Origin of the sequence: Streptomyces sp. NPDC048258, from assembly GCF_043201995.1 — a bacterium.
Taxonomy (GTDB): domain Bacteria; phylum Actinomycetota; class Actinomycetes; order Streptomycetales; family Streptomycetaceae; genus Streptomyces.
Map to the genome: position 1 here is coordinate 1 of NZ_JBICZH010000039.1, position 24,686 is coordinate 24,686.

Genomic DNA, 24,686 nt, shown 5'->3' on the forward strand with positions numbered 1-24,686 from the left:
CTCACGCCAGCAGAGTTCGAACAACAGCTGATCACACCACGTACGCTGTCACTCGTCGCATGAAACCCGGTGTCCACTCCCGCGGATCAACCTCAATGTGGCCAAGTGTGGGGTGCTGGCCTCTGGCTGTGGTCGCGGCCAGGGACTGGCGGGCGGTGTTCACCGTCCGTCCGGGCCGCCGAGCGGCGCGGTGAACCGCGGCCGCCAGCCTTCCTCCGTCAGCACCACCAGCTGGACCGCAGCCGCACGGGTGCGCAGAGGCAGCAGGCTGCCGACCGCAGCGCGGACATGGGCGGAGGCTGTCGGGTTGTCTGCACCCATAGCGACCGTGACATGGGCGGCGGGCCGCGCCCCAAAGCGGCCTCTGTACGGGCGCAACCCGGGCCACTGGGCGCGGAACGCATCAACGATCGGTTGGAGTTCCGGAACGGTGACAGCGACGAAGCCGGACGCCGTCACGAGCTCCTCCAAGAGCAGATCAGCTGCCGGAAGACTCGCCGCCAGGGAACGCACGCCCTTCTCGTCCTGACCTGTCAGCGCTGATTCCGGCACGAAGGGGTAGAGGAGCGAGACGTGCGCCGGCACCCCACGACGCACCAGAGCCGGGTCGATACGCCACGCCGCATCGAGGAGCGGGGCGGCATCGGGCAAAACAATGACGACGGCAGTGGTCCCTGGCTCTGGCACTCCATCATCATCGCAGGCCAGGTACGAGACCGGAGAATGTCAGACTGGGGTTGCGGGGTGGTTGGGGGTCTGGCCCAAGCTGCGTGACGTGGTGTCACGGAGCGTCAGGCCGGAAGGACGCGCGCCTGCCCGCCGGGCGAGCTTGCGCGCCGCCTGGTCGACACGACCTTGCGCGCCGAGACCGTGACCGGCCCGCCCGGTGCCGGTCTTCTGAGGCGGCCGCGGGCGTGGTGGAGGAGGCGTTGGCGGCGGTGGCCAGGGTGGATGCGGCGACGGAGGCGCCCCAGGTCGTGATGCCGGAGAAGGCGGAGAGCGGGTCGACGACCATCGATCTGCTGGACTACCTCTTCGGTCCGCGGGAGCGCGACGAGCACGTCGACCCTCACCTCGTCGCCGGTTGGGATCCGGACCTGCCGTGCCCGGCCCGCGACCCCTGGGCGGATGATGCTCGCGGACCTGGCGCTGCTCCCTGGACGCTCCCGCGAGGCCTTGCGCGGGCCGAAGAAGGCGGAGCACGTATGGCACGTCTCGGTCCGCAACCACGCCGACGACCGGGTCCTGTCGGATGCCGAGTGGAGCGAGGTCGCCGCCGCGATGGTGGCCGCCGCCGGGATCGCCGGCCACGGTGACGAGCAGGCCTGCCGGTGGATGCCGTGCGGCACGCCACCGACCACATCCACCCCCTGGCGACGTTGGCCCGGCAGGACGGCCGGCACCCGCGCGTGCGCGGTGACATCCTCAAGTTGCATGCCGAAGCGAGGCGGTTCGAGGCCCGTTGGGGCCTCACCCGATGTCACCCTTGAACCGCACCGGGCGCCGGCGCCCGGTCACCGGCGAGGCGGAGAAAGCCGCCCGCCGCGGCCTCACGGAGACCGCGCGGGAGTCTCGGCAGCGCACCGTCCGTGCCGCGGCCGCGGTCGCCCGCGGCGACGCCGATTTCCTCGAGCGGCTCCGCGACGCGGGCCTGAGGAGCCGTGCTGTCTGCGACAGAGGTGACACCATGCGGTGTCATGGCGGATGACAGCACCAGTACGTTTCAGGCGGGCCAGACGGGGCTCATAGTCCGGATCCCGGAGGCGGAGCCGTCCGTCCGTGGATGGCGTGAACGGCTCGACCCCTCAGCCCAGGCCGGGGTTCCAGCCCACGTCACCGTGCTTTTCCCGTTCCTCGATGAGAGCCGAATAGATGCGCTCGTCTACTCCGCTCTCGCGGACGTGCTGGGCGGCCACCAGGCGTTTGACCTGCGGTTCGAGAGGTGTGGACGGCTCCCGGAAGTGCTGTATCTCGTCCCCGAGCCTGACACGCAGTTGCGGCAGCTCACGGAGGCGATCGCTGATCGTTGGCCTGGGGCTCCGCCGTATGGCGGCCGGTTTGCCGAGATCGTGCCGCACCTGACCATCGCTCAAGGTCAGGAAGACGCCGTCCTGGAGGAGATCGAGGCCGACCTCGCAGGCAGGCTCCCGTTCACGTCTCATGTCGCGTCGGTTGAACTGATGGTGCACGACGGGGTGAAGTGGCAAGAGAGGGCGTCGTTCGCACTCGGAGAATGAAGCAGGTCAGAGGCACTGACCTCGACCCGCGACGACCGCGTCCACCCCGGCGATGCCCATAAAATGGCCGCGCGGCTGCGGGAGTTGGGGCATCCCGTCCTGTTCCACGAGCACCTCGGTGGCGGCTACGCGGGCGCCGACCACGGGCAGACCACCTTCAACGAGGCACTCGTCCACACCTTGCTGTGGGAGCGGCTGAGCTCGCGGAGGTGAGCGCCCAAGAGGACGGGCGCCCCGTCGGCTGCTGAGCGGGTAGCCAGGACGTCAGAACATTCTGCCGGTTGAAAGCGGAACCTTGACCTGCCGTAGGGGTCCGGAGTGCCGTCGCGGGGGCCGAAGCGTAGCGTCGTAGGGGAGGCGCCGCGCTGATCGTGCCGCTTGTGAAGAGGAGTGCGCGTTTCCGATCCCGTGACAGGAGGCGAGTCGGCACGATTCCGGGGGGCGGGAGAGCGACACCTTCCGACAACCCGAGGAGTCACCGTGTCCGGGGAGCTGCTCTTCTACAGGAGTGACGACGGCAACATCGCTACCGGTCGGCTGAAGAGCGACGGCATCTTCACCCCGCTCGCGACCGGACGGCTCGGCAGGGGCCGGACCGATATTGTGGCGGTAGGACGAGAACTCCTTTTCTACCGCGCCGGTAGCGGCGTCATCGCCACTGGCCGGCTGAGCAGCGACGGCATCTTCACCCAGCTCGCGGACGGACGGCTTGGCGATAGCTGGACCCACATCGTCGCCCTCGGCCGGGAGCTCTTTTTCTACCGCTCCGACAGCGGTGTCATCGCCACTGGTCGGCTGAGCAACGAAGGCATTTTCACCCAGCTCGCGAGCGGACGGCTCAACGCGGACTGGACAGACATCGTCGCCCTCGGCCAGGAGCTCTTGTTCTACAACTCCGAGACCGGCGGCATCGCCACGGGTCGCATAGACACCAACGGCATCTTCACCGGTCTCGCCGAGGGACGGCTCAACGTGAACTGGGACTTCATCGTCGCCATCGGCCGCGAGCTCTTGTTCTACCGCTTCGAAACCGGCGAGATAGCCACCGGCCGCATCAGCACCAACGGCATCTTCACTGGCCTCGCCGAGGGGCTGCTCAACGAGCAGTGGAGCCACATCGTCGCCCTCGATCGCGACCTCTTGTTCTACCGCTTCGACCTCGGTGCCATCGCCACGGGTCGCATAGACACCAACGGCATCTTCAAAGGTTTCGCCGATGGGCAGCTCGCCGTGAGCTGGGGGATCATCACCGGCGTCGTATGACCAGACCGCTGAGGGCATCTCGCCCAGCAGGCCTCGGGCAAGCCACGGCCCCTTGCGCGGGGCCGGGTCGATGGAGTCGGCCACCGCGTGATGGTGCGGTCGCACCAGTCGCACAGCACTGTCCCGGGCGGAAGCTGACCCCGCCGCACAGTGAGTCAAGGCCGAGCCGACCGCGGTGGTACACCCCGGATCGCGCCGTCCACGGCTCCGATCAACTGACCAGCCCACCAAAGAGACATGCTCAGGTCTCGCGGAGCGACTGGACCCGTGTCTCGATCGCGGTGATCAGCGCCTCGATCCTGGCCTGGAAGATCTGGTCCTCCGTCACCTCGGCCAGCTGGGTGCTCAGCCGGGTGGCGGTACTTACGGCTCCAGGAGGACTCGTCGGCGGCCCGGACGTCCGGGTCGAACAGCAGGTAGGCGGCGCGCTGGCCGACGTAGGCGAGGAGGGAGTCGCCGACCATCCGATAGTGGACGGCCGCCTCGGCTCCGTCGAGACCGGCTTCCGTCACCGCCCCGAGGATCAGCTCGACGACGCGAAACTCGTTGGGTCTGCGATTGGTCCTGCTGGCCATGTTCATGCCGCCGCGGTGGTCGCGCCGGATCGCCGCGTACAGCTCGACCTTCGACATCTGCGGCATGACCAGGCCCTTTCACCAGGAGCATCCCGATGCCGCCCTGGCAAGCACCCTGGTGACTTCTGAGGCTGCTCGGCTACCTCTGTGCGGGGCCGATGAGCGGACCCAACAGAGGGCCGCTGGGGAGTTCGTCCACCAGCTCGCATGCGACATCGCCGACCGAACCGGCAATCGGGATTCCGTGGAGTGTCTTGCAGACGGCTAGGTCCAACCCAGTGGCTGGTGCGGCGCTGGCGGGTGCAGCCAGGGCCCCGAGGAGAGCGGCGGTCCCGAGGGAGAGGGCGGTAAGTGCCCGGCTGGTGTTGTTCGTGCCCCGCCAACGATCTTCATCCCGCCGGAGTCACGCCCGGCTCACAGACGTCGCCCTGTGCGAGCCCTGACCAGGCCTGTGCGGTGCACGCTGGACGACGCTCCGCACAGGCCTGCCCAACGACGCCTTACTGATCATTTCAGAATGAGGTGCGGAGGCGTCTCAAGCAGATGATGATGCAGGCGAGTTCGAGGAGTCCCTGGTGGAGGTCGGCTCGTATCTCGTAGCGGATGCGGAGGCGTTTGAACTGGTGGAGCCAGGCGAAGGTCCGCTCTACGACCCAGCGTGTTTTGCCCAGGCCGGAGCCGTGCGGGGTGCCGCGGCGCGCGATCTTCGGGGTGAGATCCCGCGCTTGCGGATCAGGCGACGGTACTTGTCGTAGTCGTACCCGTGGTCGGCGAACAGGCGCTTGGGCCGGTGCCGGGGGCGGCCGCGTAGTCCCCGGATGCGGGGTATCGCGTTCAGCAGGGGCAAGAGTTGGGTGAGGACGTAGACGATGCCCCGCAGGCAACACGATCGTCCACCGGCTTCCGGCCGGGGAAACGATGCCGCCGCAGCGGCCGGGCAGGAAGCAGGGGGGCTATCCGCTCCCACAAGTCGTCAGGCACAAGATCAACAAACACTCGGCACAACCTGCCCGGCACGACCCTCCACGACAAGCCGACACACCCGATCCCATTCTGAAATGATCAGTTAGAGCGTGTCTCTTGGATCGGTTGGTCGGTTGACGCGTCCGAACAACGCAGCGAACCATTATCGACCACCCAGGCATCCTGGCTCTCTCGACATCGACCTGAGCCCGAAGATAAAGAACATCAGAACCTGACGACCCACGCCGAGAACCTCAGCAGACCGCGGACGGATGACGATATGGGCGCCTTGCGCGTCTACGGCCGGCGTAGCCCTGGATCAGGTCAGCCCCGTGACCCGCAGAGCCCGCGACGAAGACCACCCGATTGCCGCTGGTAGCCCTCTACGCCTGCCCGCATCCTGAGATCAGCGGACGGTCCGGACTTCCGCGGCGTGACCGTAGGCGAGGAGTGGCAGGTGGAACCCAAGAGCGGATCACTTGACGACGGCGAGATCACCACTACGTGGACGCCGCGACCCGACCGCTTCGGCAAGGGTGGCGGCGAGCTCCGTAGCGGTGCTGACGGCCATGACATCTATCACGACCTCGATGATCCCGAAGATGACGGGGACGGCCCCGACGTGACCGTGTGACCGGAAGGCTGACACAGACGTGCTACCGACCTTGACACCACTGCAGGACGACAGCGCATCGGTCTCGGGTTTCGAGGCTCTGCGCCGGTGCGTCGGCGACATCCCGCAATTCGTCGAACGTCACTGGGGTCGAGCTCCTCTTCACCGGGCGGCCGTGGACGGCGTGGGATTCGGCGACCTTCTGACCATTGGGGACGTCGATACCCTGATCTCCTCCGGGGGCCTTCGGCTGCCCCGCTTCCGCCTGATGCAGGACGGCAAGCCGATCGACCCCGCCGGCTACACGAAGGGCGCCGCGCTCACCAGCTCCACACGGCAGGTCGATGACCAGGCCGACCCGGGGCGCATTTACTCGTTCTTCGACGCCGGAGCCACCGTCGTCTTGCACACCCTGCAGGAGTACTGGCCCCCGCTGGCCCGCTTCTGCCGCCAGCTCGAATGCGCACTGACCCACCCGGTGCAGGCCAACGCCTACATCACTCCCCGCTCCGCGGAGGGCCTTTCCCGGCATGCCGACACCCACGACGTCATCATTCTGCAGGTCCACGGCCGAAAGCACTGGCACGTTTACGAGCCCGGCGAGGGTGGCGATGAGCAGGGCGCGCTCCTGTTCGATGGCGAGCTCGCCCCGGGAGACATGCTGTACATCCCCAGGACGTTTCCGCACTCGGCCCGTACGGAAAGCAGTGCCTCGGCGCACATCACCGTTGGTATCCTCGCCTATCAGTGGCGGCTCGTCCTGAAGAACGCGATCGACAAGATCGTCTACGGCCTCGACGAATCACTTCCCGTGGGCTTCGCGGACGACCCCGCGGCGCTGGCAGCCCTGGTGGCGGAACGACTCGGCGACATCAAGAACAAGGTGGACACGATCGACCCGGCCGCGCTTGCAGCCGCGACGGCGCAGCACTTCTGGTCCAACCGCCAGCCTCTCCTCACCGGCCAGCTGCAGCATCTGCTCGACCTAGACCGGATCGTCGAGCAGTCGACTTTGCGTCGACGTCCGGGCTCGGTCTGCAAACTCAGAGTCGAGGGAGACCGCCTCTTCGTCCTGCTCGGTGACCGGGAACTGGACATGCCCGCCCGTCTGGAACCTGCCCTGCGCCGGATCGTTGCAGGGAAGCCGTTCATGGTGAAGGACCTCGCCGATCAGCTCGATGAGCAGGGAAGGCTCGTACTGGCCCGGCGGCTCACCCGCGAAGGCCTTCTGGAGCTCGTCACTGCGTGAATACGCATCGCCGTTCACCCACAGCGCCGTCGGCGGGGCGCAGCCTGACGTCGCAGGAGGCAGCCTCCTGGGACATCTCCCTCAGGACCAACCTGCCGCAGGCCCGTGCGTCACGCATGTGATCTATGGCGGGTTATGTCCAGCCCAAGCCGGGCCGGACGCCCAGCCGGATCGCTGTGTAGCTCGACCAGAATGCAGCCCCCGCCGTCCAGCGGAATCCGGGTCAGAGGTGTCAACACGCCTCCGTCGTCTTGCGTGCTCGCGTACCTGGGATCTAGGCCAGCATGCCTTCCGTCCTCCCACGCTAGAGCAACACCTAACCCGAGGGCTGTGCCTGCCCCGAGTTGAGACCCGGCCACACCGGGAAGGGCGAGTCCCCGACAAGCGCCGATACGTCTACCTCGGCACCGCAACCGCCGCAGCCCTCGTCATCTGGCTCCGGACATGATCGCCCGGACAAGTCCTAGGCGTAGTAGTCGTAGACGGTCTTGAACGGCGGGATGTCGTGCAGGAGGTGCTCCCACGGGATTCCGGTGCGGTTGACGTAGGGGATCGCGTTCACGATCTCTCTCAGATCGTGCACCCGCGCTGCCGTCCCGGGCCCGGAGCGGGCAGCCCGCCAGGCGACGAACACCGGCTCGATCAACGCCCAGCGGGCATCAGAGACGTCACTGCGATACGCACGCCGAGCACTCATACCCCGGGCAACGACCACCGACGCTTGCAGTCACAAGAACATCCCAAAACACCAACTACCTAGATCAGATGCCATCTTAGGGGCGGTTCAACAGTTCCTCCCCGTCTTGTTGCAGCACGTCGAACGCGACGAAGTAGGCCGGCCACCGCGCGGCCAGGGTGGGGGCGGTCCGGCCTCGGGCGGTGGCCGGCGCTGCAGCGCCTCAAACGACAGCCGGCCCGCCTCGGCATCCCAGACCAGCAGCTCGCCGTCCAGGACCAGGCCGTGCGGCAGCTGTTCGGCGGCCGCCACCAGCTCTGGGAACCGGTCCTGAATCATCGACCCGCGCCGGGTCTGCAACAGCACCCGGCCGCCCGGCCCGGCCGGGGTGAACAGCAGCACCCTGTGCCCGTCGAACTGCTGCTCAAAAGCCAGCGGACCCAACACCCCGGGGCCCGGCACCGACTCCACAGCCTGCGCCAGCATCGGCTCCACCGGCGGTCTCAGCGCCACCCCGGGACCTCCTTCACGGCTTCGCTCCCCTGGCCGAGGTGTATTCCCCTCTGCCCGGCACCAGAGGTGTTGGGTTCACAAATCCCGCAATGTCATGAATGTCCTACCGAAGTCCGCCCAGCCCGGTGCCACCAAGGCCATGAAGGAGATCTACAACGCCGGGGACCGCGCCATGCGGAGAAGGCGATCGACGCGTTCGCGCGCACCTACGGCACCAAGCGGCCCAAGGCCGTCGCGAAGATCACCGACGACGCGGAGGAGCTGCGGGCGTTCTACGACTTCCCATCCGAGCACTGGTCCACCTGCGGACCACGAACCCGATCGAGTCGACGCTCTCCACCGTCAAGCTGCGGACCAAGGTCACCCGCGGCGCCGGCAGCCCCGCCCCGGCCCTCGCGATGGTGTTCAAGCTCGTCGAGTCCGCCCAGGAACGCTGGCGCGCGATCACCGGCGCCCACCTCGTCGCCCTGGTCCGCTCCAGCACCCGCTTCGAGAACGGCATCCTGGTCGAGCGCGCCGAGGTAGCGGCACGACCGAGCCCCTCACCCCCGGCAGCCACGTGGCGAAGTGGAACTGGCGATGGATCAGGTCACCATCGTGAACCCGGCCGAGGCCGCCGCCACCGTGCGCTGCATGCTCGTCTGGTTCGTTGCGGCGCCCGCTTCGACCGCATCCGCGACTCGGCAGAAGCCATCGACCTGGAACTGACGCAGATCCTTGCCTACGACCGTTCCGTCGAGCGGATCGCGTGCCGGCACCGTCCACCCGGCCCGGATTCCCTGCCTGAGCGCGAAGTACAGGACAGCGGCGGCACCCCCCTTGAACGGCAGCCACCAGGCGTGGAAGCTCCACTGACTCCAAGTGAGGCTTATGCGTTTGGGTCTGTCATGCTTAATTCCTTATACAGAGGCATCCGGTGACGAACGTGATGCCGCTCGGAGTCGATGTGAGGGGCGTGGCGATGAAGACGATCGGGCTGATCGGTGGGATGAGCTGGGAGTCGACAGCGGAGTACTACCGGTTGTTGAACGAGTTCACGCGTGACCGCCTCGGCGGACTCCACTCGGCGCGGTGCGTGCTCTACTCGGTGGACTTCGCGGAGATCGAGCAGTTGCAGGCCCAGGGCCGCTGGACGGAGGCCGGCGAGATCCTGGCTGCGGCTGCTCAGGCTCTCGAGGCAGCCGGCGCAGACATGGTGCTGATCTGTACCAACACCATGCACAAGGTCGCCGACCGTGTCGAGGCGGCGGTCTCCATCCCCCTGCTGCACCTGGCCGACGCCACCGCAGAGGCCGTACGGGCGTCGGGCCTGCACCGAGTCGGCCTACTGGGCACCGCGTTCACCATGGAGCAGGATTTCTACCGAGGCCGTCTCGAAGCCAGGGGACTCGATGTGCGCATCCCGGACGCTGACGGGCGCACGATCGTTCACCACGTGATCTACGAAGAGCTCTGCCTGGGCATCGTGCGGGAGGAGTCACGTGCCGCCTACCAGAAGGTCATCACGGACCTGGTCGCTGGCGGCGCGGAAGGCATCATTTTGGGCTGCACCGAAATCGAGCTTCTCATCAGTTCCGAGGACAGTCCCGTCCCGGTCTTCCCCACCGCACGACTCCACGCTGCGGCCGCCGTGCACGCAGCACTGTCCGGCACCCAGAACGACGGACCAACCGCATCCGCATCCCGCTGACAGCCGACTTGCCCCGCAGGCTCGATCGTCCGGCAGGAGCCACAGAACATGACTGGTCGTTTCAGCCGCTTGGTAATGGGGCGGCCGGCCGGGATGGGCCGGTAGCGGTCTGGGAACTGTCCGACGGCGCCCACCTCGTCGCCTTGCTCCGCGCTGGGGGCCGAGTTCGAGAACAGCGTCCTGGTCGAGCGCGAGGCCGCATACCTCTGTCCGTCTATGACGAACTGACCGGGACGACCACGACTGCGAACTCGCGGTCGGCGGAGGGGCTGAGCTCGGTGTCGAGGAAGCCCTCGACGCGCTGCTGCGCCAGAGGCCGAGGCGTGCACCCGCTGTGACGGCAGCGGTTCTCGTCCCACTGGACCGGCCTTCCGTGGGCGTCCGACGCTGGGCCCACGATGACGTCCCACTCGACCTCCAGGCCCTCGAACACACTCACGCACACGGCCTCGGCGCCGTCCTTCAGCACGAGGTCGACAGGGCACGGGCGGAGGTCTCCCCGTCGGTGTTGGCCATGTCGATCGTCTTCCCCCGCAAGCCGGAGGCAACGACCTCATGGAAGACGTCCCCGGGCTGCGCCCACGGCATCGGCAGGTCGGACGGCTGCCGGACCGGATTGGGGACGGCCTGGGGCAGTTCCGGGAAGGAGTAGTCCTGCGCACTGTCGTCCGAACCGGCCCTGCAGGCCGTGAGGAACAGGCCCAGGCCACCTATCGCCGCAATGATCCACTTCGTACGCATGCCTGAACCCCAGTCGGCCGCTACCCCCCGCTCGGCGGCCGCCGGGGGCCTGGCCTGCACTTCGGGCAAGCGTCCGCCCCCTGCTCTCCGAGCCGACGGCATGCCCGGCCGTGTGCAGCGCCCGGTATGCGGGCCAGGCCGCACGGGCCCAACCTCCTCGCACGCTCCGGTCCGCAAGATTCGGTGTCCGTTCGCAGAGGAGGCTGTTGTGACTGAGCGCGACACCTGGCCCGGATGGACAACACCAATGCTCTGAATCGGCCGACAGCCGACCGGGGCCCGGCCGCTCGCCGGGTCTGGGCACCCCGATGCGCGGGCGTTTCCACGGGGCGGGCCACGGGCGTTCCTACGGGGCGGGAGTCGCGGGTGCCTGCGGAGCAGGAGTCGGGGATTCATGCGGGACCGGCGGGTGGCATGCAGCGCGGGTGTCGCCTTCCTCCGTGCGCGGCCAGTACCGTCCTTCGAGGGCCTCGGCGCTGCGGTTGAGCCGGACCAGGACGTCCTCCAGCTCCCGTACTTCCTCAGGGGACCAGTCGGCGACCACCCGGGCCAGGCAGGACCGGTTGACCTCACGGTCTTCGGCGAGCCGGCGCCCGCCTTCAACGGTGATGGACAGCTTGCGGGCCATGCCGCCGTCCGGGTCCGCGACGCGCTCGGCCAGTCCGCAGCGCAGCAGCGCGGCCGTCTGGCGGTTCACGGTCGAGGTATCGAGCCCGAAGGCCTCCGCCAACTGTCCGATGGACATGGGGCCTTGTGTGTCGATCCGACTGAGCAGCAGGTACGCCGACCGCTCCAGGCGTTCGGGGTCGCGCTCGCGCCGGGCCAGCACCTGGTGCCGCGAGAGCAGCATCAGCTCCCGCTCCAGTTTTTCCAGCACTGCGCCTCCCGCTCCTTCCGGCGCTCCATTATGGCGGACCTGTGAACCCGGGGACCGGCGGACCCCTGCACGGCTCGGCCTGCGGGCGGCGCCGCACGACGGCCGGGCACAGCAATATGCATGATACATGGCATGTGTACTATGCACTCCTCGTTGTCACCCCGACGAGCCACAGCCTCAACCCGGAGGACCCGCATGACCATCACCACGTCCACCGCCTCCCGCGCGGCCGAGATCCTGTCCCGGCGCGTCAAGCTGAACGGCCTGACCGTCCCCAACCGCATCGCGATGGCGCCGATGACGCGGATGTTCTCCCCCGGCGGCGTGCCCGGCGAGGACGTACAGGCGTACTACGCCAGCCGGGCCGCCGCAGGTGTGGGCTTGATCGTCACCGAGGGCACCTACGTCGGTCACGACTCCGCCGGGCAGAGCGACCGGGTGCCGCGGTTCCACGGCGAGGACCAGCTGGCGGGGTGGGCGAAGGTCGCCGCGGCCGTGCACGAGGCGGGCGGCACGATCGTGCCTCAGCTGTGGCACATAGGCATGGTGCGCAAGCAGGGCGAGGCACCGTATGCCGACGCCCCCGCCGTCGGCCCCTCCGGCATCCGCGTCGACGGCACCGAAGGGACCGGCAAGGCGATGACCCGCGCCGACCTCGACGACGTCATCGGCGCGTTCGCTGACGCCGCCGCGGAGGCCGAGCGGATCGGCTTCGACGGCGTCGAACTGCACGGCGCCCACGGCTACCTGCTCGACCAGTTCCTGTGGGAGCGGACCAACCGCCGCACCGACGCCTACGGCGGCAACGCGGTGGCCCGTACGAAGTTCGCCGCGGAGATCGTGACCGCGGTCCGCGAGCGCGTCCCGGCCGACTTCCCGGTGATCTTCCGCTACTCGCAGTGGAAGCAGGAGGCCTACGACGCACGGCTCGCGCAGACCCCGGAGGAGCTGGAGGCGATCCTGGCCCCGCTGGCGGCGGCGGGCGTCGACGCGTTCCACGCCTCCACCCGGCGCTACTGGCTCCCGGAGTTCGAGGGCTCGGACCTGAACCTGGCGGGCTGGACCAAGAAGCTCACCGGCCGGCCGACCATCACCGTCGGCTCGGTCGGCCTCGACGGCGACTTCATCCGCGCCTTCGTCGGCGAGGGTGCGGCGCTAGGCGACATCGACAACCTCCTGGACCGCATGGAACGCGACGAGTTCGACATGGTCGCCGTCGGCCGGGCGCTGCTCCAGGACCCGCAGTGGGCGGCGAAGGTCCTCGGCAACCGCTTCGACGAGCTGAAGCCGTACGACGCGGCAGCGCTCAGGTCGCTCAGCCGGTAGCCGGAAGCCGTCCAGAAGGCGACAGGCCACATCCCGCTACCGGACGAGGACTGACGGGCCCGCTGGCGGTCGAGGCCTGAGCGCTGTATCGGCGCGGGCTGGCTGCTGGCCCGCGTCCATGCGGGGACTGCGGGGACTGCGGGGATGCAGGAATGCGCTGCCCGGCCCCGAGCAGCGAGGAGGCGCGCCGGGCCCCGGCCGAGGGCCTACCCGCCTGCCTGCACTGCCGGCCCGACGCCGCCCTCGGATGCATCACCCCGTGCCCGACCACCCCCGACGAGGAGTCGGCGGTGCACCGCACCCGGGCCTGCCAACACAGCTCCACATAAGCCCGGCCCCCGCTCGGACACCAGGACGCTGCCCATGACCGCAAGCGGCGCGAACCCCGGCGCGGCCAGCCGCTTCACGGCCATCCCATACCCCCTCCCCCAGCTCCACCAACGCCTGGCATCGCCCTCCTCCGCCCATCAGACTCAGGCTCCGCTTGGAGGGTGCTTCTGAGCGGTGGGGGTGGGCCTTGCGGACTGTGGGATGTCCGGCGGCGACCCGCTCGATGAGGGTCTGGTCGGCGATCGAGTCCTGCACACTCGCCGCGGTCACGAGGACGGCGAGCAGCAGGCCGACGGTGTCGATGACGATGCTGCGCTTGCGGCCGACGATCTTCTTCCCTGCGTCGATGCCCTGCCCGGCCGCGGGGACGTTGGTGGAGGTCTTGACGCTCTGGGAGTCGATGACGCAGGCGGAAGGTTCGGACTCGCGACCCTCGTGCTGGCGTACTCGACGCCGTAGCAGGCTGTTGAGCTGGTCAAAGACGCCTTCCTCCTGCCGGCGGGCGAAGTGGGCGTAGACGGTCGGCCAGGGCGGGTAGTCGTGCGGGAGGTAGCGCCAGGGAATCCCGGTGCGGTTCACGTAGAGGACCGCGTCCAGCAGGATCCGCAGGTCGTGGTCGGGCGGCCGGCCGACGTCCAGCCCCCGGCCACGACGCTCTGACCGCCAGGCAGCCGGCACCGGTTCGACCAGCTCCCAACGGGCATCGGACAGATCACTCGGATAGCGGCGACGCCCAGCGGTCATGATGCTTGAGTACCGCCCAGCCGCTCGCCGAGCCCAGGCGCGTGCACCGGCCGACAGAAGCAGAGGGTGCACAACGGCGCATCATGGGATGAGACAGGATCAGATAGGCCAACACGGTGCCGTCACCGCGACTTCTGCACCACGATGCCCAGCAAGCTCGGCAGCCTCACACGTCGAACAGGATCTGCGTGCCACCCACGTCCAGGACAGCCCCTCCGTCTTCGAAGAGGCTCAGCTGCCCACGAAACACGATGCGGTCGCCGTCTTCCCGCAGCTCAGCAACACCAGAGGCACTTGGCCAGGCGTTCACCGTCCAGGCGATGTCCTCATCCACGGTCCACTCGACGTGGTGTTCCCGCCCCACTGCCTCAGGAGCCCCCTGCCATAGCACCACCACGGTGCCCACCGCCGAGTGCACTCGGACAGGCATGGGCCTCGACGGGGCGGGCCGTACTGCCTCTACTTTGACCAACACCCCGCCATCATCCTCGACTGACTTACCAAACACCTTCGTCGGGACAAAACGCTCTTTTAGGACGCGTTGCTGATCGTCCGCCCTTCCCAGGTCGGCTTGCCCGGCCGGGGCCGACGCCGGAACCACGACGGCAGGAAGAGCCGCGAAACTCCCTGCCCTGCGGCTACCCGCTGCTGCCGGGCCGCTTCCCACGCCTGCTGCATCCCGCCGGTGCCGCCGGCCTCGTGCATCGCGACCTCAAACCGGGCAACGTCCTCATGGCCGCCGACGGCCCACGACTGATCGACTTTGGTATCGCCAAAGCGCTCGAGCCCTCACCAACCCTGACGACGCTCACCGGCGATCACGTGATCGGCACCCCGGGTTTCATGTCCCCCGAACAGATCACCGGCGCTCCCGTCGGTCCCGCCAGCGACATCTTCTCCCTCGGTGCCGTACTCCTCTACGCCGCCACCGGTCGTGCGCCGTTCGGTCACGGCACCGTCCAGACGCTCCTCTACCGGGTCGTCCACCAGGAACCCGACCTGAGCGCGGCACCGGCCGGGCTGCGCCGCTTCCTGGCCAGGTGTCTGGCCAAAGACCCAGCCCAGCGGCCGACCACTGACGAAGTGATCACCATCCTGATCAATGCGCCGGACACTGCGCCGCCAGCACCGCCGAAACCTGTCCCGGGCAACTCGGCGCCCACGGCACCCGCCACCGTCGACGATGGGGCATCAGAGCTGTTCTCCCTCACGACGAAGGGGCCGGCCGACATGCCCTCGGGCTGCGTGGGCGTTGCGTTCCTCGCCTCCGTCGCAGGCTTGTTCGGAGTGGGAATGTGGATCGCCACCTCGCTCGACGTGAGGGACAACGCGTGGGTTTTGTGGCTGGTGGGGATGTTACTGCTCTTCCCATCAACTCCGCCGCGCAATCTATGTACGAGGCCGCAGCGGGCACGGTGGATGTCGTCGTTCAGGTCGACCGGCAGGGGATACGGCTTCGCCGCGGTGAGGCCGTATGGTCCCAGCAGTGGCACAACCTGGGATCGGTCACGCTGGGCAATCCGTCCTTCCGCGGCGGTTCCAGGAGGGTGCTCATGGCGAACGCGCACCCGAAGGCTCCCTTCAGGGAGCCACCCAAGCCACTCAGCATGCCTCCCCGAGGTGTTGCCCTGCGACTCACACTGACACCCGAACAGGAGCGGGCTTTGGAAGGCGTCCTGGCACTTCACAGGCCGCGTCTCCGCGGAGCATCCGACGGCTGAACCCCGTGCGCACGCTCCGCCAACCCGACAGATCCACAGTTCAGTGCGGGAGAAGGCAAGCAGCGTCAACTTCGTAACCGGGGAACCGAACCTGAAGCCGCTGCGGTAACCGTCGCCGACGCCCTACACGTAGGCACCCGAGAAGGCGCGCCCATCGCTGCACCCGCGACTGGTACGTCGAGTTCGGCATGGCCGAACTCTCCGCCCCCCGCCCCCGCCCGCGGGACCCCGACGTGGCTTCGTTCACTTCAAGGGGTTCTGGCTCAGGTTGTGTGACCCGCGCACTGTGAGTGACGACTGAACTCTCCTTGGCGTATCGGGAAGTTGCCTCAAAACGAGCAGTGGCAGGAGTGACTGGGCCGACAGTTCGGGGCTGTGAAAGAGGTCTCGCTCCGGCTGGAGGAGTTGCTGTTCCCGTCGATCGCGGACGTCGCGGTGCTGGCGGTGGACGCGAACATCGCGATAGTGCGTGTTCATGTGCGGTGCACCGCCGCGGGTGCCTCGTGCCCAGGCTGCGGAGCGTGGTCCGGCCGGGTTCACGGCTCCTACCTGCGGTTTCCCGCTGATGTTCCGAGTGCGGGACGAAGTGTCGTACTCCGGCTGCGGGTCCGCCGGTTCACCTGCCAGAACACCGAGTGCGGACGTCGCACATGCGTCGAGCAGAGGCTCCGTGGTCCGGGAGGGCCCCGCGGCAACCCACAGAGAGCCACACCCACCTCTCCTGAACCCCACAACCCGACGAATGGCTGCAGCCGACCCATGACGAACAACGTAGGGCCCCCAGAGCGCTCTGGGCACCGGGCCCCACCCGAGCACGCCATCCGCGCCGGTGAGGTGAACCTGTACCTCGGATGGCGGCGGGCACGAGTGGCAGCAGTGGCAGTCCGCCGGATCGCACCCAAGACTCGTTGCCGGAGACGAACACGAGGGAAGGTCAGCAGCCAATGCCACAAGGCGAGGAGGAAGGCGTCACCGCGCGCCCGATCGGTACGGTGGATCAGCATCGGAGCAGAGCCGGACACCTGCGGACTGCGATCAGGCGAACCAATCTGCTACCGGCATTCTTGGTGCTCACGGTCATGATGGTGGCCCTATGGCTCATGGGCATGCCGTTTCTGCAGGCCCTGACGATTTCGACCGCAGTGAAGATCGCGATGGCTCTGCTCGAACTCCGTCGACTGCCCGGCCCTCCCAACAGCTGACACAGGCCCTGTCACAGCGCGCCTGCCGACAGCCCGTACCCCCAACAAACGGCTACTCGTGCGCCTGCCCGCGAGCGTTGCCCCCGGCGCTGCTCACAGATCCGCCGAGCCGCAGTGCGTCACCTGCCTGAGTGACCGACCCCGAGGCTCCTCAGGCCAGTTCCACGCAGCGGATCCCGCCGCCGGGGTGCCACTCCATCACCGGCTCGACGGCCATTCCGTGCTGCTCGCACCGCGCCGCCACGGCGATGCCGCCGCAGGCATACGGCGCGCACCGGCAGTCCTGCCCGGGGCGGCGTGCGGCCGGCCGTGCCGGACGACCCCCGCCTCCGAGGCAGCGGTGCCCCGGACCCGGCCGGTCAGGACACATCCACGTACTCCCGGCCCTGCGCCCCTTCTGCGCGCCGGTCACCCGGACCTTCCCCAGCCCGGCCAGGGGACCGACGCCGGGGGCGGTCAGCCGCTTCACGGTCATCCCCCACGCCGCCTCCCCCGCCGGGGCGAGGGCTTCGGCGTCGGCGCCTGCGGTCCAGTCGGACAGACGGTCCGTGCTTCCACCTCGTCGGCCAGGAACAGCTCCGGGTCGGCCGGCGGACCGTGAGCATACGATCTTCGGAGACGGACACGTGGCCCCTCGCCCGGCTCCCCCGGAACCTCGATCTTGCCGTGGGCAAGGAGCCAGGCCACCGCCACGTGGCGCTCGAACATGGGGCTGGTGTCCGTACCACCGACGGGGGCGGGGAAACCGGGCGGGCGACGTCGCCAGTACACCACCGCAGCCCTGCCCACCCAGGCGATCCGACCGATCCACCGGTACGAAGAATTGCCGCGCTGCGCCCTCTACCGCAGTGGCAGGATGCCCCGGACGCGGGACGATCGCTCGGGAGCGAGGCGGGGGACATGCTAGAAGGTCTGGACGCGGTGGACTGGCGCGGGTTGGAGGCGGCGGGGCCGGACCACCCGGCCACCAACGTGCCGAAGGTACTGCGCCGGATCGCCCGAGCGGACGCCACCACCAGGCCGGAGGCCGTGGAGCGGGCGTACGGCGACCTGCAGGACCTCCTCCTGGGACGGGTCACCGGCGCAGGCACGGCCGCGCTGCCGTTCCTGGCGGATCTCGCCCTCGACCCGGATACGGCCGCACGGCCGGACCTGGTCGAGGTGCTGGCGGACCTGGCCCACAACGGTGAGACCGGCGAGGCCGGGGCAGTGGACTCCGGATGGGAGGCGGGCGGCGGCAGTGGCCCCGCCTGCGGACACTGTTCGACGACCCGGATCCCGTGGTACGGCGGGCCGCACTGCAGCTGATCGCCAACCGGACCGCCCCCCTGCTGGAGCGGTGGCACCAAGAGACGGACCTCTCGGTCCGGGTGACCCTGTTGCTGGCACTGGACCAGGCCGCGGCCGCGGGCGCCGAGGAACCCACGGGTTCGACGTACGCCGAAGTACGCGCGGTGCTGGACAGCGTCCTCCACTGCGAGAATCCAGTGCTGCGAGTGGCGGCCGTGATCGCCACAGCGTCTCTGGACCCGCAGGCGGCGCTGCGTGCCTACCCCATGCTGTTGGAGCTCCTCACCGATCCCGCACTCGCCCCGGAATTCGGGAAGGTCTGGTACACCCTGGACTGCGAGTACCCGTACGAGCGCAACGACGTCGCAGCCCGGGCCGTGCAACTGCTATGGCTTGACACGGCGGTGGCGACCTCGTTCGTGGCCGGGCTCGCCGAGACCGGGAGCCGGATCGGCGATGCGGAGCTGCGCCGGTGCGCGCTGCACGAGGCGTGGCGGCTGCTGGCGGCCCGGCCGTCCGCGGCCGCGGCCGTGCTGCCGCTGGCGGCTGGGCTGCTGGCCGACCCGGACGACGACGCGCGCTACAAGGCGGCACATCTGCTGGCAGTGCTCGGCCACCGGGCGCCCCGTACGCCGACCGGCTCGCCGCCCTCCTAGACGACCCCGGCGAATCGAAGTTCTTCGACGCACCGTCGGTGACCACGCACGGTGGGCCCTGACCCGGATCGGGGACCTGCGCGCCCTGCCGGATCTCGTCGAGCGGCTCGTCGCGCCCTACCGGGACATGCAAGGCCGGGGCTACTGCCTCGGTGACCCGCGGCAGCCGGACGTCGCCGACGTACTCCGGCCCCTGCACGCACACGCCGGAGTACTGCTGCGCGCAGTACGAGAAACCCTGCGGGACGAGGTCGCCCGCGCTCCCGCCCCACTCCCCGGCCGGCGCCAGCTCGGTGCAGGCCCGGACGCGGCCGCGCGCTGACCGCTCGTCACCGGCCGGGGCGGCTGTCTGCTTGGGGCGGCCCGGCGGTACTGCCCCCGGGAACACCGGGCGCCGGGCCTCGCCCGCGCACGCCATATCGGCCCGCCGCCCGACCCTAGCCCCAGGGCGCGCCCCGGACAGCCGCCCCGAGGCACTCCACCACAACCCGAAGCCGTAGACGCCCCCCTGAGTGTCTTTCAGGCGGCCTCACGGCGGAGGGGCTGCGAAGCCCGCGGAGCACTCAGGAGGCGTACCGCAGCTAGAACAGGGCTGCCGCGGCCTGTGCGATGGGCTGCTGCGCGTAGACGGCCGACTCGGGGTGCTCCGCAGCCAACGGTTCGCGTCAGTGCGTCTTGAGCGGCTGGTTTGTTCCTGCACAGCGAGCCTGGAGATCGCCAACACCTACGCTGTGAGCTCACTCTCTCACTGGTGGTACGCGAGGCGCTGCGTCGTACCAGACCGCCCTCGCCCCGAAGCAGCAACATGGAATGATCAAGAGATGACCGAAACGCGCAGTACGGACGGCCGCTCCTTCCGGCGCGACAGACGTACTGCAAGGGCACCTGCGGACACACATGGCACCACCTACCCACGCCCGCCGAGAAGTCGTAACAGCGGCCGCTCCAAGCATTAGCCGGTCCGGCCGCCGGGAGCCGTCAGCAACCGTCGTCCGCGAGCGCGGTCACCCGCTGCCAACCAACCGCTGCCATCACACCACCCATTCACACCGCCGCAGGCCCAGGGCAAGGTCGGAAAGTACGCGAGGTCAAGCTCGGTGCGTTCATCTCGAACTGCCGTACCAGGATGTCAGCGACGAGCGGATCGCCCAACTGGATGCGGTCGGTGAGGTGGGCCGGATGAAGTCGTGGGAACCGAGCGAGGCGATGCCCGTCAGGCGGGCCGTCGACGGACAGCTGTACTTCGCCGCCACCGACGTCACGGGCATGCTCCGGGACATCGCCACCTCCATCACCCTCCACACCGGGGACGGCGACCTCCCTGGACCGCAGACGGCGAAGAACCCATCGCGTTGGACGCCGCCACCATGCGGACCGTGGCGCGCATCCTCACCGCACAAGCCGACCAGATGGACATCCAACTCATCACCATCGCCGCACAGCCAGACCTGTAGCACGTCGATGTCGGCCAGGGAGCGGCCCGGTAGCGCTCGTAGAATCCTCAGTGCGCGTAGCCCATGCTCATCAGCTGGCAGTGGGCCAGGAGCGCAGCAGTACGGCGATCTGCGCGGCGGTGCAGGTGGGGTCCAGGAGGAGGTCTCTCAGGGCGACGGCGTCGTCGCGGGTGGGCTTGACCGCGATTCCGATGGCTTCGAGGTACATGACGCCGGTTGCGGCGGCGACGGCGAGGTTGGAGCGCTCCAGCCAGCGGCACCGTCCCAGGGTGTGCACCAGGGCGGCTGCCTTGGCGTACGGGCCGTTGTAGACCGGCTGCTCGAAGAGCTCAGCCCTATGGCGGGCGACTGCCGAGACGGGGACGCCGTAGTCGTCGGGGGCGGGATCGTTGGCGCCGGCGGCCTGGGCGACCTGCAGGATCCAGGCAACGTCGATGTGCAGCTCCATCAGGCGGCGCGCTCTCCCCGGCGGGATTCCTGTGCGTCCTCAGTCTCGTCGAAGACGTCCTGGTGCTCGGCAAGGAAGCGGGCGGCCGCGTCCACGGCACGGGCCCGCAGACCGCTGGCATCGTCCTGGACGAGGCGGGCGAGGTAGTCCCCGATGCTCAGCCCTAGATCGGCGGCACGCTTCTTCGCAAGTTCTGCGACGTCCTGATCGACCCGGGCACCCAGCTGTGTTTTACCCATACGAGCACGGTAACAGCTGTTACCAGATCTAGGGGCGCTCCGGAGGACGACCAGCCAGCTCCGGACCTTCGGTCGGGCCGGCAGTGCGCAACAGAAGTTCGGCCGCCGCCGAGTCCTACGGTTCACCCAGCTGGGGCCGGCGGCCGGGTACGGAGCTCGAAAACACGAGTCCGAACCGCACCAGGCCGCGCCGCCAGGGTGGAACCGGACGACGACCGGGGCTCTCGCCGATGGCCCACCACGCCGGACGGCCGGACGCGGCCCGGCTGGCGTCAACGCAGCGATCCTTCTCGGTGACCCGGCGCTTGCCTGGTCGGATGCGCTCCTGCACACCGCGGGCCTCACCCCCATGCAGCTCGCCGCCGCACACGAAGTGGTCGACGCGATGCGCACCGAGCTGATGTACGGGCAGTACCTCGACCTCTGCGCGACCGGGCAGGTCTGCGAGGACGTGGAGGCCGCCCTGATGACCGCCCGGGTACAAGACGGCCCGGTACACGGTGGAGCGCCCTTTGCGTCTGGGGGCCGCGCTGGCCGGCGCCGGACACGGCGTGCGCGAGGCGCTGAGCGCCTACGCTCTGCCCGTCGGCGAGGCTTTCCAGCTGCGCGATGACTTCCTCGGGCCGTCACTGAACGATCTGCGCGAGGGCAAGCACACCGTCCTGGTCGCGCTGGCACTCCAGCGCGCCACACCCCCGTCAGCGGCACATCCTGCACACCCTGCTCGGTGACCCCTGCCGGGATGAGAGGGAGGCCGACCGCCTCCGTCAGGTGTTCACCGCCACCGGCGCCCGGGACGAAGTGGAGAACATGATCAACGCTCGGCGGGCGCAGGGGCTTCCGCGTGCTGGAAACCGCGCCCTTCCCCTCCGCGCCACCGCCAGCTTGCGCCAGCTCACCGACACCGCCTTGGCGAGGAACTCATGAACCCGCCTCCGCCACCTGAGGCCTGCGGCTGCGGCCGGGCGGGTGACCTGGGCAACCGGCGCATCACCGTCGGCGGCCATGTCCGCCCACTCGACGACCTCACCCGCCGTGCGGTCCTTGACTGGCTCGGCCACCGCCGCAACCGCTGGCCGAACACGGCCAACCTCCACCTGCTGATCACTCAGAAGACCGCCGTCGAACTCGGCCCGGCTGGCAAGCTCTGGACCACCCGGCCCACCCGCAACCTCACCGCCACCCTTGAACGGCTCCGCGTCGACCGCCAGCTCGAAGAGGCCCTCACCCACGGCCCCGACCCACTGCACCTCGCACTCGTATTCGGCATCGACGAGAAGACCGCCATCCGCTACGCGGACTCAGCCCGGCGGCTTCTCAAGACCGACCTCGCCGGAAATCCAGAGTTCGGGGTCATTCGCGCAGACCAGACAGCTGATCCGTCATCAGGCATGTGAGTCACATGCTGGGAATGCATCGGAGATCTAGCGTAGGGACGGCGGCAGCCCGCGGGCTCCGTCCAGCTTTGCCCCTTTCAGCTGCGCCCCCTTGAGGAGCGCGCCGGTAAGGTCGGCCTTCGTCAGGTCGGCCCCTGTAAAGTTCGGCTTGCGGAGGTCCGCGCGGACCAACATCGCGTTGGATAGGTTCGCGTCGATCAGGTAGGCGTCCGACAGGTCGGCGTCAGGCGCACGGCGTGGCGGGGGCGGGGGCGCCTGGGGGCGGGTCATGATCGGCTGCGTGAAGACTTCCGGACGTCTGGCCGCCTTCGCGGTCGCGGGCCTACTCGCCGCACTCCCCGCGTGCTCGGAGTCCGACGGCCGTGGCGGCGGTGGGGCGGGTGCCCGTACCGGCGCGGACACTGCTCGGACGGGGGCTGCTGGCACGGTGTTCCGGGGCGGGCACGCCGCTGCCGCAGGCGCCGGTGACCCGTACTTCCCGGAACTCGGCAACGGCGGCTACGACGTCACCCACTACGCCCTGACCCTGGCCTACGACCCGGGCAACGGCCGCCTCGAGGGCACTGCGGAGATCACCGCGAAGGCCACCGAGGACCTCAGCGCCTTCAATCTCGACCTCCTCGGCATGGAGGTGCTGAGCGCCACCGTCGACGGCCGCAAGGCGCGGGTTCGACGGGACGGGCAGGAGCTGACCCTGCAGCTGCGCGATCACCTCAGGAAGGGCTCCGCCTTCCGCGGCGTCGTGCACTACGCGGGCACGCCGGAGTCGATCACCCATGACCACGGGTGGCGCGAAGGCTGGTTGAGGACGGACAACGGAGCGGTCGCGTTCGGTGAACCGACGGGCTCCATGTCCTGGTTCCCAGGCAACCATCACCCCTCGGACAAGGCCTCGTACGACATCACCGTCACGGTCCCCAAGGGGGTGCAGGCGATCTCCAACGGGCGGCTGCGCGCCCGGCGCACCAGCGGCGACCGCGCCACCTTCCACTGGCACCAGGCCGAGCCCATGGCCAGCCATGTGGCGACCGTGGCCATCGGCAGCTACGACATCAGGACCTCCCGGACCCGATCGGGCGTCCCGGTCGTGTCGGCGATGGACACGACCGCGGGCGTGGACGAGGACGGAGCGGTCCTCGGCCGGTTCCCCGAAATCATGGAATGGGCCGAAGGGAGGTTCGGTCCCTACCCCTTCTCAGCCGCCGGGGTGATCGTCGATCAGGCGGCCGATGTGCCCTACGCCCTGGAGACCCAGACCAGGCCGACCATCCCGGCCGACATCTTCAACACCACCAACGTGGTGCACGAACTGGCCCACCAGTGGTTCGGCAACTCCGTCACCCCGCGAACTTGGCGGGACATGTGGCTCAACGAGGGCTTCGCGACCTACGCGGAGTGGCTGTGGACCGAGGACCACGGCGGGGCCAGCGCCCAGGAACACTTCGACCGCAACCACGCCAAGGCCGCGGACGACGACGAGTGGGACTTCCCGCCCGCCGAGCCGCCGAGCGCCTCGGACATCTCCGGCCAGCCGGTGTACGTGCGCGGCGCGATGGTGATCCACAGGATCCGCCAGACCGTAGGCGACGAGGGCTTCCGTACCCTGGTGCGGGGCTGGACCCTGCGCCACCGCCACGGCCACGCCTCCACGAACGACTTCACCGCGTACGCGGAGGCCAGGGCCGGCCGGGACCTCGACTCGATCTGGGACTCGTGGCTCTACGGCGACGGCAAGCCCGCGTGATGGGGTCGACGCGGTGTCAGGTCCTGATGCGCCGGCGGGCGGTCTCGACGAGCTTCATGTACTTGTTCCAGTTCCACGCGGTCCCGGGGTCGTCGTGAGTGGACAGCGGGACCTCGACGTGGCCCAGAATGTGGTCCCGGTCGACCGGCACGTCGTACTTCGCGCAGATCGTGGCCGTGAGCACGGCGGATGCCTCGTACATCTCGTCGGTGTAAACAGGCTGATCGGTCCAGCCTTCGTGCTCGATGCCGATGCTCCGGTAGTTGTACCAAACGCTGCCGGAGTGCCAGGCCACGTCGCGGTCGCGCACGCACTGGGCGATCCGCCTGCCGGTTGCGCTGATCACGTAGTGCGCGGACACCCTCTCGGTGGGGTCCTTGAACTTGGCGAACATGATCGGCAAAATATCCGTTGTCAGGTGAATGACGACGTATTCGATGGGATACGCCTCGGGTCGGTCGGAGGGCGTGTAGTTGGAGTCGGAGGCTTCGATCCAGACGGCGGGGGCGTAGTCCACCGAGGGGTCCGTTCGCCGGGCCGCAGGCGGCCCGGCGGCGACGGGGGCCTTGCGCACGGGGCTGCGCACGGGGCTCGGCAGCGCAGCCTTCACCTTCTCCTCGGGCCCCATCAGCCGGGGCAGCCCGACAGCGGCCAGAGCCGTACCCGCCGCGCCCGCAGCACCCCACAACAGCGCTCGACGGCTGAGCGGACTGTCTTCCATGGCCACTCCTCATGAGG

General features: G+C 68.9%; 25 protein-coding genes and 6 pseudogenes. 17 read left to right on the forward strand and 14 right to left on the reverse strand.

Going from position 1 to position 24,686, the window contains the following annotated elements; translation table 11 throughout:
• Window positions 1-159: 159 nt before the first annotated feature.
• On the reverse strand, window positions 160-687 hold the full coding sequence (locus ACGFYQ_RS39960; RefSeq protein ID WP_393751980.1) for a 2'-5' RNA ligase family protein: 528 nt from the start codon (window positions 685-687) through the stop codon (window positions 160-162).
• Window positions 688-1,697: 1,010 nt separating this feature from the next.
• On the opposite strand from ACGFYQ_RS39960, the gene ACGFYQ_RS39965 reads away from it, so the two are divergent.
• The 3 genes and pseudogenes from ACGFYQ_RS39965 (at window position 1,698) to ACGFYQ_RS39975 (ending at window position 3,500) form a co-directional block, all read left to right on the forward strand.
• The gene (locus tag ACGFYQ_RS39965) at window positions 1,698-2,237 is read left to right on the forward strand and encodes a 2'-5' RNA ligase family protein (RefSeq protein ID WP_393751982.1); all 540 of its coding nucleotides are present in this window, start codon (window positions 1,698-1,700) and stop codon (window positions 2,235-2,237) included.
• Window positions 2,238-2,255: 18 nt separating this feature from the next.
• Window positions 2,256-2,450: pseudogene (locus ACGFYQ_RS39970) on the forward strand (hypothetical protein); the annotation flags it as partial.
• A 267-nt stretch (window positions 2,451-2,717) separates the two neighbouring features.
• The gene (locus ACGFYQ_RS39975) at window positions 2,718-3,500 is read left to right on the forward strand and encodes a hypothetical protein (protein ID WP_393751984.1); all 783 of its coding nucleotides are present in this window, start codon (window positions 2,718-2,720) and stop codon (window positions 3,498-3,500) included.
• Window positions 3,501-3,655: 155 nt separating this feature from the next.
• On the opposite strand, the gene ACGFYQ_RS39980 is transcribed toward ACGFYQ_RS39975, so the two are convergent.
• Complete coding sequence (locus ACGFYQ_RS39980) at window positions 3,656-4,141, reverse strand: hypothetical protein (protein WP_393751986.1); 486 nt, start codon at window positions 4,139-4,141, stop codon at window positions 3,656-3,658.
• 446 nt (window positions 4,142-4,587) lie between these two features.
• Window positions 4,588-4,934: pseudogene (locus ACGFYQ_RS39985) on the reverse strand (transposase); the annotation flags it as partial.
• 561 nt (window positions 4,935-5,495) lie between these two features.
• Between ACGFYQ_RS39985 and ACGFYQ_RS39990 the strand changes: the two are divergent.
• Window positions 5,496-5,672: a hypothetical protein gene (locus ACGFYQ_RS39990; protein WP_393751988.1), complete on the forward strand. Its 177-nt coding sequence runs from the start codon at window positions 5,496-5,498 to the stop codon at window positions 5,670-5,672.
• Window positions 5,673-5,703: 31 nt separating this feature from the next.
• Complete coding sequence (locus ACGFYQ_RS39995; RefSeq protein WP_393751990.1) at window positions 5,704-6,900, forward strand: cupin domain-containing protein; 1,197 nt, start codon at window positions 5,704-5,706, stop codon at window positions 6,898-6,900.
• Window positions 6,901-7,366: 466 nt separating this feature from the next.
• On the opposite strand, the pseudogene ACGFYQ_RS40000 reads toward ACGFYQ_RS39995, so the two are convergent.
• Window positions 7,367-7,597: pseudogene (locus ACGFYQ_RS40000) on the reverse strand (transposase); the annotation flags it as partial.
• A gap of 87 nt (window positions 7,598-7,684) precedes the next feature.
• Window positions 7,685-8,089 (reverse strand): hypothetical protein, encoded by a 405-nt coding sequence (locus ACGFYQ_RS40005; protein WP_393751992.1) that lies wholly within the window; start codon window positions 8,087-8,089, stop codon window positions 7,685-7,687.
• Between the two features lie 34 nt (window positions 8,090-8,123).
• Here ACGFYQ_RS40005 and ACGFYQ_RS40010 point away from each other — a divergent pair.
• Window positions 8,124-8,604, forward strand: a pseudogene (locus ACGFYQ_RS40010) (transposase); the annotation flags it as partial.
• Between the two features lie 446 nt (window positions 8,605-9,050).
• A complete protein-coding gene (locus ACGFYQ_RS40015; RefSeq protein WP_393752034.1) occupies window positions 9,051-9,779 on the forward strand; it encodes an aspartate/glutamate racemase family protein in 729 nt (242 codons plus the stop codon).
• A gap of 214 nt (window positions 9,780-9,993) precedes the next feature.
• On the opposite strand, the gene ACGFYQ_RS40020 is transcribed toward ACGFYQ_RS40015, so the two are convergent.
• From ACGFYQ_RS40020 to ACGFYQ_RS40030, 3 genes are all read right to left on the reverse strand, one after another.
• The gene (locus ACGFYQ_RS40020) at window positions 9,994-10,248 is read right to left on the reverse strand and encodes a hypothetical protein (RefSeq protein WP_393751994.1); all 255 of its coding nucleotides are present in this window, start codon (window positions 10,246-10,248) and stop codon (window positions 9,994-9,996) included.
• On the reverse strand, window positions 10,242-10,520 hold the full coding sequence (locus ACGFYQ_RS40025; RefSeq protein WP_393751996.1) for a hypothetical protein: 279 nt from the start codon (window positions 10,518-10,520) through the stop codon (window positions 10,242-10,244). Before ACGFYQ_RS40025 ends, ACGFYQ_RS40020 begins: the two co-directional genes overlap by 7 nt.
• A 346-nt stretch (window positions 10,521-10,866) precedes the next feature.
• Complete coding sequence (locus ACGFYQ_RS40030) at window positions 10,867-11,370, reverse strand: MarR family winged helix-turn-helix transcriptional regulator (protein ID WP_393752036.1); 504 nt, start codon at window positions 11,368-11,370, stop codon at window positions 10,867-10,869.
• Between the two features lie 222 nt (window positions 11,371-11,592).
• Here ACGFYQ_RS40030 and ACGFYQ_RS40035 point away from each other — a divergent pair, with 222 nt between their 5' ends.
• On the forward strand, window positions 11,593-12,723 hold the full coding sequence (locus ACGFYQ_RS40035; protein WP_393751998.1) for an NADH:flavin oxidoreductase: 1,131 nt from the start codon (window positions 11,593-11,595) through the stop codon (window positions 12,721-12,723).
• 98 nt (window positions 12,724-12,821) lie between these two features.
• Entirely contained in the window at window positions 12,822-13,052 is a 231-nt protein-coding gene (locus ACGFYQ_RS40040) for a DUF6233 domain-containing protein (RefSeq protein ID WP_393752038.1), read from the forward strand.
• A gap of 187 nt (window positions 13,053-13,239) precedes the next feature.
• On the opposite strand, the pseudogene ACGFYQ_RS40045 reads toward ACGFYQ_RS40040, so the two are convergent.
• Both ACGFYQ_RS40045 and ACGFYQ_RS40050 read right to left on the reverse strand, forming a co-directional pair.
• Window positions 13,240-13,797: pseudogene (locus tag ACGFYQ_RS40045) on the reverse strand (IS5 family transposase); the annotation flags it as partial.
• Between the two features lie 166 nt (window positions 13,798-13,963).
• Window positions 13,964-14,131, reverse strand: a complete 168-nt coding sequence (locus ACGFYQ_RS40050; protein WP_393752000.1) for a hypothetical protein — start codon at window positions 14,129-14,131, stop codon at window positions 13,964-13,966.
• A 158-nt stretch (window positions 14,132-14,289) separates the two neighbouring features.
• Here ACGFYQ_RS40050 and ACGFYQ_RS40055 point away from each other — a divergent pair, with 158 nt between their 5' ends.
• The 5 genes and pseudogenes from ACGFYQ_RS40055 (at window position 14,290) to ACGFYQ_RS40075 (ending at window position 18,666) form a co-directional block, all read left to right on the forward strand.
• The gene (locus ACGFYQ_RS40055) at window positions 14,290-15,441 is read left to right on the forward strand and encodes a protein kinase (protein ID WP_393752040.1); all 1,152 of its coding nucleotides are present in this window, start codon (window positions 14,290-14,292) and stop codon (window positions 15,439-15,441) included.
• Window positions 15,442-15,995: 554 nt separating this feature from the next.
• Window positions 15,996-16,136 (forward strand): annotated as a pseudogene (locus ACGFYQ_RS40060) (transposase family protein); the annotation flags it as partial.
• A gap of 326 nt (window positions 16,137-16,462) precedes the next feature.
• Window positions 16,463-16,720, forward strand: coding sequence for a hypothetical protein (locus tag ACGFYQ_RS40065; protein WP_393752042.1), 258 nt, complete (start codon window positions 16,463-16,465; stop codon window positions 16,718-16,720).
• A 900-nt stretch (window positions 16,721-17,620) separates the two neighbouring features.
• Window positions 17,621-18,028, forward strand: coding sequence for a hypothetical protein (locus tag ACGFYQ_RS40070; RefSeq protein WP_393752002.1), 408 nt, complete (start codon window positions 17,621-17,623; stop codon window positions 18,026-18,028).
• The gene (locus ACGFYQ_RS40075) at window positions 18,001-18,666 is read left to right on the forward strand and encodes a hypothetical protein (protein WP_393752004.1); all 666 of its coding nucleotides are present in this window, start codon (window positions 18,001-18,003) and stop codon (window positions 18,664-18,666) included. The genes ACGFYQ_RS40070 and ACGFYQ_RS40075 overlap by 28 nt, the downstream gene beginning before the upstream one ends.
• Before the next feature lie 1,524 nt (window positions 18,667-20,190).
• Here the strand turns inward: ACGFYQ_RS40075 and ACGFYQ_RS40080 are convergent.
• Both ACGFYQ_RS40080 and ACGFYQ_RS40085 read right to left on the reverse strand, forming a co-directional pair.
• Window positions 20,191-20,568, reverse strand: a complete 378-nt coding sequence (locus ACGFYQ_RS40080; protein WP_393752006.1) for a fic family toxin-antitoxin system, toxin component — start codon at window positions 20,566-20,568, stop codon at window positions 20,191-20,193.
• Window positions 20,568-20,807, reverse strand: a complete 240-nt coding sequence (locus tag ACGFYQ_RS40085) for a hypothetical protein (RefSeq protein ID WP_393752008.1) — start codon at window positions 20,805-20,807, stop codon at window positions 20,568-20,570. Before ACGFYQ_RS40085 ends, ACGFYQ_RS40080 begins: the two co-directional genes overlap by 1 nt.
• Before the next feature lie 512 nt (window positions 20,808-21,319).
• Here ACGFYQ_RS40085 and ACGFYQ_RS40090 point away from each other — a divergent pair.
• Window positions 21,320-21,538, forward strand: coding sequence for a polyprenyl synthetase family protein (locus ACGFYQ_RS40090; RefSeq protein ID WP_393752010.1), 219 nt, complete (start codon window positions 21,320-21,322; stop codon window positions 21,536-21,538).
• Between the two features lie 192 nt (window positions 21,539-21,730).
• A complete protein-coding gene (locus ACGFYQ_RS40095; protein WP_393752012.1) occupies window positions 21,731-22,204 on the forward strand; it encodes a hypothetical protein in 474 nt (157 codons plus the stop codon).
• A gap of 27 nt (window positions 22,205-22,231) precedes the next feature.
• Here the strand turns inward: ACGFYQ_RS40095 and ACGFYQ_RS40100 are convergent, their stop codons facing one another.
• Window positions 22,232-22,474, reverse strand: coding sequence for a pentapeptide repeat-containing protein (locus ACGFYQ_RS40100; RefSeq protein WP_393752014.1), 243 nt, complete (start codon window positions 22,472-22,474; stop codon window positions 22,232-22,234).
• Between ACGFYQ_RS40100 and ACGFYQ_RS40105 the strand changes: the two genes are divergently transcribed.
• The gene (locus tag ACGFYQ_RS40105; RefSeq protein WP_393752016.1) at window positions 22,473-23,948 is read left to right on the forward strand and encodes a M1 family metallopeptidase; all 1,476 of its coding nucleotides are present in this window, start codon (window positions 22,473-22,475) and stop codon (window positions 23,946-23,948) included. The two genes, ACGFYQ_RS40100 and ACGFYQ_RS40105, sit on opposite strands and share 2 nt — an antisense overlap.
• Before the next feature lie 16 nt (window positions 23,949-23,964).
• Here ACGFYQ_RS40105 and ACGFYQ_RS40110 read toward each other — a convergent pair whose 3' ends face one another.
• The gene (locus ACGFYQ_RS40110) at window positions 23,965-24,669 is read right to left on the reverse strand and encodes an N-acetylmuramoyl-L-alanine amidase (protein WP_393752018.1); all 705 of its coding nucleotides are present in this window, start codon (window positions 24,667-24,669) and stop codon (window positions 23,965-23,967) included.
• Window positions 24,670-24,686: the final 17 nt, after the last annotated feature.

Bases quoted from the DNA above. Each gene is read 5' to 3' on its own strand.
- ACGFYQ_RS39965 (WP_393751982.1), top strand. From the start codon at position 1,698: ATGGCGGATGACAGCACCAGTACGTTTCAGGCGGGCCAGACGGGGCTC.
- ACGFYQ_RS39980 (WP_393751986.1), bottom strand. From the start codon at position 4,141: ATGCCGCAGATGTCGAAGGTCGAGCTGTACGCGGCGATCCGGCGCGAC.
- ACGFYQ_RS40015 (WP_393752034.1), top strand. From the start codon at position 9,051: ATGAAGACGATCGGGCTGATCGGTGGGATGAGCTGGGAGTCGACAGCG.
- ACGFYQ_RS40025 (WP_393751996.1), bottom strand. From the start codon at position 10,520: ATGCGTACGAAGTGGATCATTGCGGCGATAGGTGGCCTGGGCCTGTTC.
- ACGFYQ_RS40030 (WP_393752036.1), bottom strand. From the start codon at position 11,370: ATGCTGCTCTCGCGGCACCAGGTGCTGGCCCGGCGCGAGCGCGACCCC.
- ACGFYQ_RS40035 (WP_393751998.1), top strand. From the start codon at position 11,593: ATGACCATCACCACGTCCACCGCCTCCCGCGCGGCCGAGATCCTGTCC.
- ACGFYQ_RS40065 (WP_393752042.1), top strand. From the start codon at position 16,463: ATGCCACAAGGCGAGGAGGAAGGCGTCACCGCGCGCCCGATCGGTACG.
- ACGFYQ_RS40070 (WP_393752002.1), top strand. From the start codon at position 17,621: ATGCTAGAAGGTCTGGACGCGGTGGACTGGCGCGGGTTGGAGGCGGCG.
- ACGFYQ_RS40080 (WP_393752006.1), bottom strand. From the start codon at position 20,568: ATGGAGCTGCACATCGACGTTGCCTGGATCCTGCAGGTCGCCCAGGCC.
- ACGFYQ_RS40085 (WP_393752008.1), bottom strand. From the start codon at position 20,807: ATGGGTAAAACACAGCTGGGTGCCCGGGTCGATCAGGACGTCGCAGAA.
- ACGFYQ_RS40095 (WP_393752012.1), top strand. From the start codon at position 21,731: ATGAACCCGCCTCCGCCACCTGAGGCCTGCGGCTGCGGCCGGGCGGGT.
- ACGFYQ_RS40105 (WP_393752016.1), top strand. From the start codon at position 22,473: ATGATCGGCTGCGTGAAGACTTCCGGACGTCTGGCCGCCTTCGCGGTC.
- ACGFYQ_RS40100 (WP_393752014.1), bottom strand. From the start codon at position 22,474: ATGACCCGCCCCCAGGCGCCCCCGCCCCCGCCACGCCGTGCGCCTGAC.
- ACGFYQ_RS40110 (WP_393752018.1), bottom strand. From the start codon at position 24,669: ATGGAAGACAGTCCGCTCAGCCGTCGAGCGCTGTTGTGGGGTGCTGCG.